The sequence below is a fragment of the Bacteroides sp. K03 genome (genome assembly GCF_019734355.1).
Classification (GTDB): domain Bacteria; phylum Bacteroidota; class Bacteroidia; order Bacteroidales; family Bacteroidaceae; genus Bacteroides; species Bacteroides nordii.
Genome location: NZ_JAASHC010000028.1, coordinates 33003 through 50109, shown reverse-complemented (window position 1 = coordinate 50109; position 17107 = coordinate 33003). Strand labels below are relative to the sequence as shown.

The window sequence follows — 17107 nt, the reverse complement described above, 5'->3', positions numbered from 1 at the left end:
GATGGATAAGAAGAAACTTTTAATCTCCCTACTCGTTCTCTGTACCTGCTCTCCCTTCCTTGGGAGAGGTTTCGGAGGTGAGGTATCAGCACAAGAGGTCTATACTTTGAAGTCCTGTCTGGAAAAGGGATTACAAAACAACTATTCACTACGTATCATTCATAACGAAGAACAGGTGAGTAAGAATAATGCTACCCCGGGGAATGCCGGTTATCTGCCTACTCTCGACTTCTCAGCCGGATATAAAGGTACGGTGGACAACACGCAGACCAAAGTACGCGAAAGCGGAGAAACGATCAAAGAGAACGGTGTATTTGACCAGACAATCAACGTGGGACTCAATCTCAACTGGACCATCTTTGACGGATTCAACATCCAGGCAAACTATAAGATATTGAAAGAGCTGGAACGCCAGGGTGAGACCAATACACGTATCGCCATTGAAGATTTCATAGCGAGCCTTGCCGCCGAATACTATAACTACGTTCAGCAAAAGATTCGTCTGGCCAATCTGCATTATGCCGTGAAACTCTCCAAGGAACGGTTGCGCATTGTAGAAGAACGTTATCACATCGGAAACTTCTCCCGACTGGACTATCAGCAAGCCAAAGTAGACTTCAATGCAGATAGTGCCAAGTATATGAAACAGCAGGAGCTATTGCATACCTCACGCATCAACCTGAATGAACTAATGGCAAATGCCAATGTAGACCAGCCGCTCTCTATTGTAGATTCTATTATCAGAGTCAACGCCAACTTAAACTTTGAAGAATTATGGGATGCAACACTGGCTACCAATGCCTCTTTGCTAAAAGCTGATCAGAATACTACGATAGCCCAACTGGACTATAAGAAGATAAACTCCCGCAACTATCCGTATCTGAAACTAAATACCGGCTATGGATATACGCTCAATAAATATGATATAGCTGCCAATAGCCAACGTGGTAATCTGGGATTCAATGGTGGGTTGACTGTAGGTTTCAATATATTCGATGGCAATCGCCGCCGGGAAAAGAGAAATGCAAGTATTGCCATTAAGAATGCCCGTTTGCAACGTCAGGAAGTGGAGCAGGCCCTACGGGCTGACATCAGTAACCTATGGCAGGCCTATCGCAACAATCTCAAAATGCTGAACCTGGAACGTCAGAATCTTGTTGCAGCCAAAGAGAATCACGAAATTGCCATGGAACGTTATATGCTTGGAGACCTTGCAGGTATCGAGATGCGCGAAGCCCAGAAAAGCTTACTTGATGCCGAAGAACGTATCCTCTCTGCCGAATATGATACCAAACTTTGCGAAATCTCGCTGTTACAGATTAGTGGTAAAGTATTGAAATATCTGAATTAGTGATAAGTGAGTAGTGATAAGTGATTAGTACCATGCGGTATAATTGCGCAGCCAGCTAATCACTTATCACTACTCACTCATCACTAATTATCAATTTTCCCCCTATATAAAACAATTTTTACCGTCCCTTTCTTCCACTTTCCGCTACCTTTGCCTCCATACAATAAGTTTTAAACAATAACAAACCATGAAGAAATTAGTATTGATGGCTTTGTCATGTTTCTGCCTGACAAGCCTTTCTGCCCAAACGGACAATAATTACAAAGAAAAGCATCCTTATAAAGACTGGGTAAAAATTGCACCGCAGTTTGATGACGCTTTCTTCAAAACGCCGGAAGCCACCCGTATTGCCGACAATGTATTACTCTATCAACAAACTACCGGAGGATGGCCCAAAAACATTTACATGGCTGCCGAATTAAACAAAAAAGAACGCGCAGAGGCACTCAAGATGAAAGAAAATGTAAATTTGAGTACCATTGACAATAAAGCTACCATTACAGAGATTAATTACCTGGCCCGCATCTATTTAGCTACTCAGGACAAGAAATATAAAGACGCTGTACTCCACGGATTGCAGTACCTTTTTGAAGCACAATATGAAAACGGAGGCTGGCCACAGTTTTACCCCCGTTCCAAAGGATATTACATTCACATCACGTACAATGATGATGCAATGATCAATGTAATGAAACTCCTGAGAGACATTACTAAAAAGAAAGCTCCTTATACCTTCCTACCCGATTCTATTATTCAAAAAGCCCAGGTAGCTTTAGACAAAGGAGTGGATTGCATTTTGAAAACCCAGGTAGAACAAAATGGAAAATTAACCGTATGGTGTGCACAGCACGACCGCGAAACACTTGCTCCTGCCAAAGCACGTGCCTATGAACTCCCATCACTGAGTGGACAAGAATCTGATGACATCGTATTGTTCCTTATGTCGCTCTCTAAACCTTCACCGGAGGTGGTCACATGTGTTGAAGCAGCAGTAGAATGGTTCAAAGAGTCGGAAATAAAAGGATTGAAAAAAGAATACTTTACCAATGAAGAGGGTAAAAAAGATTACCGGATGGTTCCTTGTACAGACTGTGACCCTTTATGGGCACGTTTCTATGAGTTAGATACCAACCGTCCTTTCTTTTGTGACCGTGACGGGATCAAAAAATATGATATCTCGGAGATTGGGCACGAACGCCGCAACGGATACAGTTGGTACAATAACGGTGGATTGAAAGTATTAAAGAAATACGAGGAGTGGAAGGAGAAACTGCAGAAATAATACTGCCTTTCAGTTAAGCCTCAAGATAACCGTTCCCATTGTTTGCAATAACACCTTGTAAGCAATGGGAACGGTTATTAAATAACAGAGCTATCTTCCTCCACCAAGGTATGAAATAAGCAATATCTCCAATCCTTCGATTTACGATGGAGGGTTATTTATTTCTTTGTATGAGACAAATGAGCACAAAATAGACAGAATTGTATCATTAAGCAGCAAGCAAATGAATTACTTTTGCCTATCGTTTAATAATTCAAAATACAAATCCTTTAAATCAAACAAACCGTATGACACAACTCCCCTCATCAAAGCTTGTTTGGAGAAACACATTGCCAGGTCTCTTTTCCCTCTTATTAATCTTCTTGTCGAACTCCTATCTTAGTGCACAAGAGTATCCAAAGCTGATTCTGCCGGGCGATTATCCCGATCCATCTATCATGCGCGATGGTGACGATTATTATATGACACATTCTCCCTTTACTTATAAACCGGGACTACTCATCTGGCACTCGAAAGACTTGCTGAACTGGGAACCGATAGTCCGTGCCCTACCCGACTTTGAGGGTTCGGCATGGGCCACCGATCTGCTTAAATACAAAGATACCTACTATGTATACTATCCTTCGGCAGGTACAAACTGGGTGATCTGGGCAAAAGATATCAAAGGTCCTTGGAGTACCCCCGTCGACTTGAAAGTTAGTGGAATCGACCCGGGACATATAGCCGATGAAAACGGCAATCGGTATCTGTATGTGGACAATGGAGCAGTCATCCGCCTCACAGACGATGGGTTGGTCACCATTGGTGAGAAAAGGAAAGTGTATGACGGTTGGAAATATCCTGACTCATGGGAAACGGAGTGTATGTGTCTGGAAACTCCGAAGTTGAACTTTCACAATGGTTACTACTACCTTACTTCAGCACAAGGAGGAACTGCCGGCCCTGCAACGAGCCACATGGTTGTTTCTGCCCGGTCAAAGAACATTACCGGTCCCTGGGAAAACTCCCCATACAACCCCATCGTGCATACATATAGCGCGGCAGACGATTGGTGGTCTAAGGGACACGGTACGCTGGTGGATGACGTTAATGGCAATTGGTGGATATTCTATCATGCTTATGCCAAAGACTATCACACACTAGGGCGGTCTACCCTGATGGAACCTATCGAATGGACAGCAGACGGATGGTTTCGTACCAAACAGACCGTTACACCGATAGTGACACGGCAGCAGATAAAGCACGGCATGGAACTTTCGGACAACTTTAAAAACCCAGAATTAGGTCTACAATGGACTTTCTGGAAAGAGTATGCCCCGCAGGCAGTTTCGATTGAACGGGGTACACTGTGGCTGAATGCCAATGGAGAGACGCCTGCCAATGGACGTACCTTGTTGGTGAACGTAGGAAATAAACAGTATGAAGCGCAAGTGGAGATCAAAGTAGGCAAAGCGAATACAGCCGGATTAATTTTATTCTACAACGAAAAGGCTTATGCCGGAGTCGCTTCCGACGGAATAAAGTTCACCCTCTATCTCAATGCGGAAAAGAAACTGGAAATTCCCAATACATTGGGCAAGCACTTTATCGCCAAAATACGAAATCAAGGTAATCGTGTAACCATCGCCGTTAGCAAGAACGGGAAAAAATGGATTTCGCTAATAGATAATTTGGATGTATCTGCTCTGAACCATAACAATCAAGGGGGATTCTGCTCCCTACGCGTGGCACTTCTCTCGACCGGAGAAGGCAGAGCCGGCTTCAGCAGTTTCCGCTATCGTGACAAATTTTTGTAAGAGCAAGAAGTGAGTTACTTTACAACGGATGAAGGTAGTACATTGATATTATGTAGTCATCCCTTAAAAGTATATTTCAGCGAAACATCTCCTGCAATGAGTGCTTCGCTGATTAAAAATACCGACTATTTATCCATGTAGAAAAGGGACTAAAAGCAATCCCCAAGAACCTGTTTCGCTGTATCCACGCAGTCTCCTTCCGGTTCAGCTTGATACGGATTCGTTCTTTTTACCCAAGCTTCTTCCACTGCGTAGAAATCTGTTTCCGGAATCGTTTCCCCTTCCATCTTACGGGAAAGATTATCAAAGTATAGCTTCCAACGCACATAATAGAAATCTTTCAGCAGACCGTTCCACTCTTTATGAGCATAATCCCGAAGGCCTCCCCTTTCGGCAGCATTCCGGTTTCCCCAAGTAGTAACCTGTACACGGGCATTCCATTCGTACAACGCTTTCTCTTCAGGAGTAACACCCAGAGCACGAGCGCTGTTAATCCATCCTCCCAACCGAAACTCTGCACGAGTACCCAACAATTGATCCTGCAACAGTATCAGATTCAGGAATTTCTGAGAAGCCATTGCAAAAAGTTCTTTATCACCTGCACGATAAGCAGCCGTAACCGCTTTCTGCATCAGCCTTCCTTTCTCAGCAATAGCCTGACGAACAACATCTACCAAATCGTACTCAAAGTTAGTATTCCCTCTATACCGGTCGGCCACAGAAACCATCAGACGGGCAGCCTCTATCACCTCTTGCGGGTCATAATAATCTTTCATTTCCGACCAACTGGAGACCTGATAAACATCCAATCCCGGACGGGCACAGAACACCGACTCGTGTGTTCCTTGCTGGGTCAGCTCCTTCGGAGCATTATAGATAGAATTTGCCAGCTTGCCCCAGGCCAGTTGCAGAGCCGGTTCGTCTTTACCATAACGTGCTTTAACATATCCTTTCAACCAGTCTTCTTTCGTAAAACGCTCCGGACGCCAAGGCAACTCCATCAGCAGTTCGTACATCACAGGATTATTATCTATCCCTTCGGGGGTCATACCTACTCCTTTCAGAGTAGCGCAGGCCCGGGGATTTTCTTTCGCTAAGTAGTAGTTATCGATCACGTTGTCCATCTTCCCATGCAATCCGACATTGGCACCATAATTCAGTAACATACAATATACCCAATTATGCTTTCCATATCCATCTTTACGATACCACTCTGATTCCGGGTCACCCCATTGCGGCCGGCACTCACTTGTGAGATCAAGTATTAATAAATCTCCGGTTTCCAAATTTTTAATCAGTTCAGGACGAGGATTTGCCTGCCACGCTTGAATCACCCAGACAGCTTTCGGATTCGCCTTCTTCATGGCTTTCATTACAGCTTTACCTACAGCATCCAAATTAACACCGTCCGTATTACCCCCCTCATGGAAAGGATCCATTGAATAGTAGTTTGCCTTGCCATATAGTTTTTCCAGCTCTTTGTAATAGAGTGATGATATCTCTTCGAAACGCGAATCGTCAGGTTGAAGGAAAGCAGGGCGACGATAACCACACCACACACCGGGATCGGAAACATTCAAACCTAACTTTGCTTTTGCATTGTGAGGCACCATTCCACAATATCCCGGCAGGACGGGCTCTATCCCATACTCATGCATTCGTTTCAGAATTTTCTTCTGAAGCGACACCCGCTGTGTATACCAATGATCCGGATTCGGACCACCCCATCCTTCAAGATTATTCATCAGCCACCAAGCAAAGAAGCCCGGTCCTGAGATGAACTCATTTATCTCCGTCTTGTTATATCCCAGTTTCTGAAGCACATTATACCATACTGTTTCCGTTCCGGTGATCGCCAAAGGAAGATTGATACCGTGCAATGCCATCCAGTCAATCTCTTTCTCCCACCGTTCCCAGTCCCAGAATGCCATGGAATAGGAGTATGTACAATAATTCAGATCATAACGCCACGGTAATTTCGTCTCATGGCGCTCTTTCTTCATTACAGGAGGAAGAACATCCGGCAGTGTAGCTGTCATCCCGTTCCATGAAAGATGAATACCGGCATAATACTTCAGATACCAGTTCAGCCCGGTTGCTATGCTGACAGAGTTATTTCCCCGAATCACCACCCGGCTACCTTTCTGGTCAAATTCAAAGAAGTCGGTATCAGACTTCACCTCTTCAATAATAAACTTCTTTGAAGCTCCTCTATCGATACGCTCTAATAAGCCTGTGATGGGAGAAGCTGAGGCGATGACTGTAATCACAGCTAACAGCAATACTACACCAATCCGTTTCATTGTATTATTCTATAAATTAACCCACAAAGTATTTCGCACCTTTACTAAAATACCGATAAATCATCGCTACAAAGAGCCATGAGATACAGAATGCCACCACGGCAGCGAGTGGAATCTGGATACTTATAGGAACGTTCAGTGCTCTCATAAGAAGTACGGAAGGTCCGGTCAGGAAGTAATGAACCATATAGATACCAAAGCCACAAAGTGTAAGATTGGCCAAAGCTTTCCGTACACGTTCCGAACGAATCTCCGCTTTCTTTGCCAGCATAAACACAGGAATCGTCATCATCACCACATTGATAGAACAGTAGGTAAAGAAGAGTTCGTACATTTCGGGCGTACATTCCGGCAATGCAGAGATATGGCGGAAACCAAAGAATGTAATAACATAGCCAACAATAAACATCGGGATGCCGATAGCCAATGTCTTACTCAAAGACCAATCAAGATTTCTCAGATAATGTCCCAGTAACAGATAACCATTGAATCCGGCAAAGGCATAGAGCATGCCAAAGGAATTCCAGGAACAAGTACCCCACAGATATTGAGCTACAAACTGATTGTAGTAAGGCAAGAATAGCGTGATTCCCCATACCAACAGAAACCAGAGTTTGGCACGTTCGGATGCCTTCTCCACCCAGGCTGAGAAAATGGGCATATAAAGATAAAGTCCGATCAGCAGATAGATATACCACATGTGTACAGCCAGAATAGAGAAATTGAAAGGTATCTCCAATATATATTGAACAGCCACAGAGAGCGACTGACGCATTACATCTTCTCCGGCATAAGGGAAGAAATCAAGTACAACCTGAGGGCTAAGTCCCAACAGCCCGGTCACCCACGGAAAAATATTGTAAATAACCGACCAGATAAGGAAAGGGAACAGCACACGCGGAATACGCTTCTTATAAAATACAGAGGCATCGCCACGTACCGGTAACAGCAAAGCGCCGGTAATCATAACAAATAAAGGAACACACGGTCGTAACGCCGCACCATAAGCAGCTCCCCAGAATTTGATTTCATCAATATTGGGAGCGTCGCCCGGATAAAAATTGAAAGGGTCCGTGCAATGGCAGCAGACCACGGTAAACATGGCTATCAGTCTTACGACATCCAGCCAGACAATGTGATTCTTTTGTTGCAGTAGTTCAGTCGGTGCTTGTTTCATGATATGTATAAGGTGTTAAATTATAAAAAGGGCACCTGTACTAATCTAAAATACAGATGCCCAAAAAGTTACTCAAATGTTACAGATGATACATAGTCGCGGCATTACTTACCTTCGCAACTACCACCTGCACAACGCGGTTTAATCTGTTTGAAAAAGTCATTGCCTTTATCATCTACCAGAATGAATGCCGGGAAGTTTTCTACTTCAATCTTCCAGATAGCTTCCATACCCAGTTCGGGATATTCCACACATTCAATGCTCTTGATATTGTTCTGAGCAAGGATAGCTGCAGGGCCACCGATAGAACCCAGATAGAAACCGCCATACTTCTTACAAGCATCAGTCACCTGCTGGCTACGATTACCCTTGGCAAGCATAATCATACTTCCACCGTGACTCTGGAACAACTCTACATACGAGTCCATACGTCCGGCAGTAGTGGGGCCCATAGAGCCACAGGCCATTCCCTGAGGAGTCTTGGCAGGACCGGCATAGTAAATCGGATGATCCTTAATATACTGAGGCAGATCCTCACCACGGTCCAAACGTTCTTTCAGCTTAGCATGAGCGATATCACGACCTACGATAATTGTTCCGTTAAGTGACAGGCGGGTAGATACCGGATACTTAGTCAGTTCTTTCAGAATCTCCTGCATCGGACGGTTCAGATCAATCTTAACTGCATCGCCTTCACCTGTATTGCGAAGCTCAACAGGAATCAGGCTACCCGGATTTTCATCCAGTTTCTCAATCCAGATACCATCTTTATTGATCTTACATTTAATATTACGATCAGCAGAACAAGATACGCCAAGGCCTACCGGACAGGAAGCACCATGACGGGGCAAACGGATGATACGTACATCATGTGCCAGATATTTACCGCCGAACTGTGCACCAAGTCCTATGCGCTGAGCCTCAGCCAGCACTTCTTTTTCCAGTTCGATATCACGGAAAGCACGACCGTACTCATTTCCGGTAGTAGGCAGTTCGTCATAATAATGTGTAGAAGCCAACTTCACGGTCAGCAGGTTCTTTTCGGCCGAAGTACCACCAATCACGAATGCAATGTGATAAGGAGGACAGGCAGCTGTGCCCAACGTCTTCATCTTCTCCACAAGGAAAGGAACAAGCGTACCCGGATTCAGGATCGCTTTTGTTTCCTGATATAAATAAGTTTTATTGGCAGATCCACCTCCTTTGGTCACACAAAGGAATCTGTACTCCATGCCTTCTGTTGCCTCAATATCGATTTGGGCAGGCAGGTTACATTTTGTATTCACCTCATCGTACATGTTCAAAGGAGCATTCTGAGAGTAACGCAGGTTCTCTTCGGTATACGTTTTGTAAACACCGAGTGAGAGTGCTTCTTCGTCACAATAGCCAGTCCATACCTGCTGTCCTTTTTCACCATGCACGATAGCCGTACCGGTATCCTGACAGAAAGGCAATACACCTTTAGCTGCAACTTCTGCATTACGCAGGAAAGTGAGTGCTACGTATTTGTCGTTATCACTTGCTTCGGGATCGCTCAGAATCTTTGCCACCTGCTCGTTGTGCGAACGGCGCAACATGAACGATACATCACGGAAAGCTGTATTAGCCATAGCCGTGAGCCCCTCTTTCTCTACTTTCAGAATCGGATTTCCTTCAAACTCGCTTACCGATACATAGTCTTTGGTAAGCAGATAATACTCAGTCTTATCTTCTCCATGTTCAAACATGGGTTGATACTTAAACGGAGGTGTTGCCATATCTTTACTTTTTATTACGTAATGTTAGTTAGTGAGGCAAAGGTAATAATAGTTTTCCGAAGTACAGAAAATGGAGGGCTAAAAAAGATAAACAGAAAAAGGCGGTTACCAGGAGAATCTTGTCAAGAGCAGATTTATTGATTCTTAACTGAAAAGAGGACATTTCGGGAGAAAATGGCTGTTACATTGCAACACAATAGCATTTGCATCGCAACATACCGGGAAATGCATCGTAACATAGTAACAAACGAACCGTTACATGCCGAGATATTTTCGGTAAGTACCGGGAAGAATTGTAGAAAACACCCTACTCACAAACGTTCTATTGGCTATATACATAAAAATAAGGAGAAAGCTTAGACTTCCTCCTTAATATGTGTAGTTTAACTGAATCTACTTTATAGTTACAGTGACAAAGATACGATATAAAATGTAAAAGTCAAGTTTCCAAAAGTTTATTTTAGGCGAATGGCTCTTATTACTTTCCACAAGACTATAGAAAAATTGACTAATCCTATCAAAATTACAATAGAAAATTCGATATACTGCTCTTTTGCTGGATGAAAAAATATATATAAGAGCGTAAACAAGCATACATATGCTATGGAATATACAAAGAAAAGAATTAAGAATAGTATATTATAAACTTTGTTCTCCCAAAACAGCCGCAAGACGCACAATGCCAATGCAATGGCTGCCGACACAACAACCTCCATCATCCCCATGCCTCTACACAGCAAGAGTAATAAAGCTTGAATCATCCAGTATATAGCCCATATTCGTTCCATAATCAATCTTTGCTAACTTTCATAAATCGCGCTAATTTAATAAGAATAAACGTATATTTACTAATTGGCCCCAAATTAATCAACAAGATTTTCTATCGGCTTTCAATCACAAGAGTAGCTTTCTTCAATCCTTTACCGGTAACTTCCAATACAATTTTCCCTGCATTATCCGAAGATTGCACTATTGCTGTCATCATGCCATTGAAAGCATGCATCTGAGGCAAGTGAAACAAATCCAGACAAGCGGGATCTCCATTGGCTCCTGCACGATAAGTACCTGCACCTTTTACTTTAAAGTTTAACAGATGCCCCGCACCAGGACAAAGGCTACCCTCTTTATCAACAATCCGCACAGTTACAAAAGACAAATCTTTTCCGTCAGCCTGAATTTCTTTCCTGTCGGGAATCAACTCAATATGGTGGGGCACGCCAGCAGTATGTATCTCTTTCTCAGCGACTGCCTTCCCATCCTTATCATAAGCCACAACCTTTATCGTACCCGGCTCGTAACGGGTATCCATCCACATTAACCGATAACGTTTCTGACGTTTGAATTCACGCATAGAAACAGAGTCTTCGCTATTGAATAAGGTGACACTCATGTCTTTGGTACGCTTACCCTGACTTTTACCATTAATAAACAGTTCGGCCGAAGGATAATTGGTATAAACAAAAACCGGAGTTACTTCTCCTTCACGCCCTTTCCAATTCCAATGCGGAAGAATATGTAATGTTTCTTTCTCCCCATTCCAATGGCTGCGATATAAATAATAACGATCTTTAGGTAAACCGGCAAGATCTACTATACCAAACAAAGAAGAGTGGCTGGGCCAATCGGTATAGTAAGGAGTAGGTTCACCTAAATAATCAAAACCAGTCCATACAAATTCACCAATACAATAAGGTAAATCTTCGTGCTGAATGAAATCATCTTCGGGCAGATTGGACCAGGCACAGAATTCTACATCGTAAGAAGAGGCTTGATGATCATCATACTTCTTCATATCCTGACGTACTACCGGGAATTTATAAACTCCCCGGGAACTAACCGTAGAAGCCGTTTCACTACCAAGTATTATTTGTTGCGGTAGCTTTGCATAATTTATCTGATATCTGTGCGGACGATAATTAAAACCGGGAATATCCAAAACAGCAGCCATATTGTTTTTTATAACCACATCCGGTGCATCCATTCCCATAGTTACCGGACGTGTAGGGTCTTCCCGATGGCATATATTCTGTAAATAACGGGTTATTTTTGCTCCTAACTCCGCATTGCTCCACTGCTCGGTAACTTCATTTCCGATGCACCACATAACAATACTCGGATTGTTCCGAAACTGGTGTAACAAGTTAATCATGTCTTTTTCCGACCATTCTTTAAAATTCTGATGATAACCGTTCACACATTTAGCCTCCATCCACTCATCGAAGGTTTCAGCCATCACCATCATCCCCATTTCATCACAAGCTTTTATCAATTCGGGCGCAGGCATATTATGAGAAGTACGAATGGCATTACAACCCATTTCTTTCATAATACGAATCTGCCGACGAATAGCTGCATCGTTTACAGCACCACCCAATGGCCCTGAATCATGATGTATGCAAACTCCTTTAAAATAAGTCTTCTCACCATTCAGAAAGAATCCTTTATCGGGGATAAACTCGAGTGAACGAATACCAAAAGTAGTTACATGTTCATCTAACAATGTTTGCCCGGAATATATCCTGGAATATGCTTTATATAAATCAGGAGTATCAGGCGACCATAGTAAAGGTGATTTCACTATGAAATTCTGTTCGAAAACATTCTCATCACCATATTCTAATAACTTTTCTCCATGATCTATTATCCTGCCATCCTTATCCTTGATTTCTGTAATAATACGATATCCTACTGAGTTTGGCATGCCTGCATCCAATCTCGTTTTCAAATTCACTTTGGCAAAATCTTTATTTACTACCGGAGTAGCCAATTGTGTCCCCCATACCGGAATGTGCACCGGATTATTTATCCGTAAATGCACATTACGATACAAGCCTGCTCCCGGATACCACCGGGAAGATTCCGGCTTATTTTCCAAACGGACTGCTAATGTATTAACGACCTTTTCTTTTAAATAAGGAGTTACATCTAAATAAAAAGAGTTATAACCATAGGGCCAGTATCCGACCTTATTACCGTTAACATAGACCTGAGCATGGCTCATGGCACCGTCAAAAATCAAAGTAGCTTTTTTATCTTTCGTAAATTCAGGAACTTCAAATTTCAGGCGATACCATCCTGTACCTACAAACGGTAATCCTCCTGTCCGTCCGGCATGTGCCATCTCAGTTTCCTGTCCATCCTGCACAATCGCGACCTTCTGCAGGTCATTATTCCTATCGAAAGGACCATAGATAGCCCAATCATGGGGGATTGTAACCGTTTGCCACGAAGTATCATCACAATTGGCAGCACTAAAACCAGCATTGTCTTCACGGGTAAACTTCCAGCCCTTCTCTAAATAATGTTCTGTGCGAACCTGTGCTTCTGCATACCAAAGCTGCACAATTAAAATAAGTAGTAGATTTATTCTTTTCATCATAAGAGTTACTCTTTACAATAGTTATAAACTTTAAAATTACTAATATGGCTCCTGAACTTCCCAGCCTTTTCCAGTGGAAACACAAGCGTCCGGTAATACTCTAATGAATCTTTTCCCTGGTTATAATAATTCATTTGAATATTCATATGATCTATTACTTTGCCATTCACTTTCAACGTAGTAGAACAACTGTCTCCACTGATCTGTATATGATCATTCTCTCCGTCACGAACTTTATATCTGAACGTATTCAAATAGCCATCGCGTGCAAACCCTAATAATCCACAGATCGGATCGGACAAATAAAAAACAGCATTAGGTGAGCGGAACAGTTCTGTTCCTTCTGTTTCATTCATTGATTGAAGGTCAAAAGAAACTGTATAATTATAACCAATCTCAGTCAGCCCGATCGCAGAACCAGGAGTTATCTCTTCTGTTTCATATACCAATGACATCCCATCTCCCACCCGTGCCAGTTGATTCACTCCGGGTGCTTCACTCAGTATTTTGCGTTTTTTATTGAAATCGGCAAAAGATAAAGATGCCTGATCCCTTGTCCACGTTTTTACTGATAGCGTTTGCATGGCAGGAAATATCCGATGATTAATATCTTTAATAGAAATCCCATTCCCAACATGGTCATTCCATAAAGCAAACATTCCCCCAAGAATAGCCGGATTGTCCTCAGCCAAAGTTTCTCCTCCAATCTGTCTGGGGGTCCATTCTTCATACAACTGCTTCAAATTCAAATAGTCATGGTAATAAGGAGCACCCGGAACAATATATAACAATCTGTCCGGAATACTAATCAGCTGATATCCCTCTGCAATCATGTCTTTGGGGTTGGCAAAACCAATGGACCAGTTACTCATGATAACGTTTTCCGACTTAACCGGGGTTTCTCCTTTGGCATGTGTCAATGCTCCCCATAGACAGGCTTGTTTACCATAACTTTCTACCAGACGAATGTAATGATCGGTAAAATACCGGAATTTTTCCACCACTTTCCGGTCTTCATTAGAATATTCATCCGTACCGATGTGGACACGTTTTCCACAAAACACCGGATCATCTCCTTCCAGATATTCTTTGAAAAGTCCGTCTAAAAAATCATAGGTTTTAGACGAAAAAAGATCCAGATGATCCATCCCATATTTCTCACTACCTATTTCGGGCATATATTGAGAGAAACATAATGAATGTGCAGGTACATCGATCTCCGGAATTATTTCAATTCCATAATTCACAGCCCACTTCTGAAACTCCCGAAACTCAGCCTTTGTATAAAAGCCATCAAAAGCAGTCAAACCCGGATAGGTATCGGACTCCAGTCGGAAAGCAGCATATGTCTTACCCCAGTTATGATCAAAATATTGCTTAAATCCATTATCATTCAAATGAATTTGTAGCGTATTCATTTTATAATAGGACATCACTTTCACCAGATCATTCAGATAAGACATCGGAATAAACTTACGTCCGCAATCGAGCATAAAGCCACGGATAGATGAGTCGGGATAGTCGCGGATAACTCCTCTTGGGATTCGCTGATTATCATTCTGTTCTGCGAGTTGTAATAGTGTACGGGTTCCCCAATAGATACCGATAGCCTCAGGTGCAGATATCACTACACGATCTGATAAAACAATCGAATATCCCTCTTTACCTAAATGTTTATCAGGATGTAATACGATTTCAATATCACCAACCCGGGATGCTCCGGAGACAATCTGTAACTTTCGATTAAACATTTTATAATAATCATCAGATAATTGCTGTGCAATACGTACTAAATCCGGCTGCTTCTGATTATACACAATTCTCGAACCTTCATCGAATGTAAAATAGCCTTTCTTTACCGTCCATTCCTTTAGTTCAGGAATAACAAATGGCTTATCTGTAACTTTTGCTATGCAGAAATCGCATAACAAGCAAAACATAATTAACAGAATATTTCTCAATGTATCAAGCATGGTTCTCTTTCTTTTAATCTTCATCTCAAAACTGTAATTCATTAATAAACAGAGCCTCAGGGGCATTACATTCTGTGCCGAAGAGACTCCATTAAAATATTTACTTCCACAAAAGAAATCTATTAATCATAGTCATATTCATCATTACCTGCAGCCACGCCAGCACTCTTATAAGGCCATCCAGGACTCTGATAAATAGTAGATGTAGAAGCATCTGAGTTTTGAGATGTCATAATAATTTCACTTACAGGTACGGGATCCAAATAATGTGCTTTCGGGAAGTTATAACCGCCATAAGCTTTATCCGAAATATATCTTCGGTGAGGACAAATACGTGCACCATCACTTTCCGGACTAACAACACCTGCTTTGTTTAACTCAGACAGGACATAACGAGTATAAAACTGATCCCAAAGATTGAAACCCCTCATCACATACCCTTCATTATCATCCATTGGATTTTTATTTCCTTTCGCATTCATCATATCCAAAGCTCTCCAACGGCGTAAATCATCCAAACGGAATCCTTCGGCAATAAATTCACATCTACGTTCACGACGGATGTTATACAAGGTCTTATCTATCAATATCCCTTTAGACCACACAGCCAAATCATTCTCTTTATCCAAGTCGGTATGATCGATTGTATATTGATAATTAACATTTACCTTTGCCCGAGTTCGCAAAGCTTCCCAAAAAGTTTTACAATAAGAATCTAATGCATTATGTCTTTCGTAATAAGCTTCCATATAAATCAGATAAGCTTCTGCCAAACGAAATATTGGAGTATCCGTAATTCCTTTGGAAAATTCATTGGCCTGCTCTGGATTCGTAACATGATACTTACGAATTTCATACCCCGTGGGAGAACCTGTTTCAGTAGTGTTAAGGATACGTGGTATCCCCAGATAAGATGCAGCAACATTATCGTAAGCTTCCACATTCAAATCACCAGGTTTATTAACGGATACTACCAAACGCTCATCACGATCTATCATCTCCGTTACAATAGAAGTATCTCTACGTTCTTCCACATATTCATCTGAAGCATAAATTGGTAATCCATCTTTCATTAAGAAAGAGTTCACTAATGCTTGTGTATATCCACAATTATTAGAACCGGCAGCCAATAGTTTTGGTACACTGTGAGCTACCGCCCCAACAGCATATTTTTTCACCAATATCATTTCTGAAAGCTTCTCCGTGCCGGTAGAATTGAATAAAGCCTCATAATTATCGGAGAGCGTTCTACCCTCTGAAGCTTTTTGCGCATATTCAATAGCTAAATCAAAAAAATACTCAATTTCTTTTTCAGCACTGCCACTCTTAAAAGCAAAATCAGGATGTGCTTTCGCGCCAAACCATTTAGGATTACCAGGGACAAACACTGTATTCGCATGGTACTTCTCCCACGTAGCCTCAAACAATGCCACACGTGCCAACATCAATTGGGCGCAAGCTCTATTCAAACGATTCATCTGAGGAGCAGCTGGTTGTAATAATCCACATGCAGTAATTAAATCATCGATAGCAAAACGTGCTACTTCATTACGAGGTTGCCGTATACTAACCAACTTCAATTCTTCTTCATTATCACTTGGAACTTTATTTATAATCGGAGCATCGCCAAAGGATTTCAGTAATCTGAAATGCTCATAAGCCCTAAAGAAATAGAATTCACCCAGATAATGATTAATATCGGCTTCTGGCCCACTTATTACACCAGCTTTCATTCGTTCCTCTATCAAAGCAATAAAGTAATTAATTTCACGGAGATCCCCAAATTTCCATTCACTATTTTCCAAATCAGGTGTAACTCTACTGCCTGGATAAAAATTAGAATCCGACCATCCTCCACACTGATTGTCGCTATTGTTGTCTACAGTAAATAATCCATCTTTCTGGGGTTCATTATTTCCCGGAAAAAGCTCATAAAAGTTATTTGCAGCATCCCGCAAATCAGTGGAAGTATTGAAATAAGTAACCGAAGAACCAAAATCCAGCGGGGTACGTTGCAAAAAGTCATCGCAGGAAGAAAGCAACCCCATTGTAACCAATACTATTATTATATTTTTTTTCATTTCTATAA

The 17107-nt window shown here is 42.0% G+C and carries 8 protein-coding genes and 1 pseudogene; 3 read left to right on the top strand and 6 right to left on the bottom strand.

Annotated elements, in window-relative coordinates:
• Position 1 precedes the first annotated feature (1 nt).
• The 3 genes and pseudogenes from HCG69_RS16210 to HCG69_RS16200 form a co-directional block, all read left to right on the top strand.
• The gene (locus tag HCG69_RS16210; RefSeq protein ID WP_221650901.1) at positions 2 to 1351 is read left to right on the top strand and encodes a TolC family protein; all 1350 of its coding nucleotides are present in this window, start codon (positions 2 to 4) and stop codon (positions 1349 to 1351) included.
• A 187-nt stretch (positions 1352 to 1538) separates the two neighbouring features.
• Complete coding sequence (pelA, locus tag HCG69_RS16205) at positions 1539 to 2633, top strand: pectate lyase (RefSeq protein ID WP_221650900.1); 1095 nt, start codon at positions 1539 to 1541, stop codon at positions 2631 to 2633.
• A 329-nt stretch (positions 2634 to 2962) separates the two neighbouring features.
• A pseudogene (locus HCG69_RS16200) lies at positions 2963 to 4417 on the top strand (family 43 glycosylhydrolase); the annotation flags it as partial.
• 161 nt (positions 4418 to 4578) lie between these two features.
• On the opposite strand, the gene HCG69_RS16195 reads toward HCG69_RS16200, so the two are convergent.
• The 6 genes from HCG69_RS16195 to HCG69_RS16170 all read right to left on the bottom strand — a co-directional run bounded on the left by HCG69_RS16195 (position 4579) and on the right by HCG69_RS16170 (position 17099).
• Positions 4579 to 6732 (bottom strand): alpha-N-acetylglucosaminidase, encoded by a 2154-nt coding sequence (locus HCG69_RS16195; RefSeq protein WP_221650898.1) that lies wholly within the window; start codon positions 6730 to 6732, stop codon positions 4579 to 4581.
• A 16-nt stretch (positions 6733 to 6748) separates the two neighbouring features.
• Positions 6749 to 7909 carry an acyltransferase gene (locus HCG69_RS16190; protein ID WP_221650897.1) on the bottom strand — a complete coding sequence of 387 codons (1161 nt, stop codon included), beginning with the start codon at positions 7907 to 7909 and terminating at the stop codon, positions 6749 to 6751.
• A gap of 104 nt (positions 7910 to 8013) precedes the next feature.
• Positions 8014 to 9666, bottom strand: a complete 1653-nt coding sequence (locus tag HCG69_RS16185; protein WP_221650896.1) for a fumarate hydratase — start codon at positions 9664 to 9666, stop codon at positions 8014 to 8016.
• 880 nt (positions 9667 to 10546) lie between these two features.
• Positions 10547 to 13045: a beta-galactosidase GalB gene (gene galB / locus HCG69_RS16180; protein WP_221650895.1), complete on the bottom strand. Its 2499-nt coding sequence runs from the start codon at positions 13043 to 13045 to the stop codon at positions 10547 to 10549.
• A 5-nt stretch (positions 13046 to 13050) separates the two neighbouring features.
• Positions 13051 to 15042 (bottom strand): family 20 glycosylhydrolase, encoded by a 1992-nt coding sequence (locus HCG69_RS16175; protein ID WP_370634158.1) that lies wholly within the window; start codon positions 15040 to 15042, stop codon positions 13051 to 13053.
• A gap of 98 nt (positions 15043 to 15140) precedes the next feature.
• Entirely contained in the window at positions 15141 to 17099 is a 1959-nt protein-coding gene (locus tag HCG69_RS16170; protein ID WP_221650894.1) for a RagB/SusD family nutrient uptake outer membrane protein, read from the bottom strand.
• Positions 17100 to 17107 lie beyond the last annotated feature (8 nt).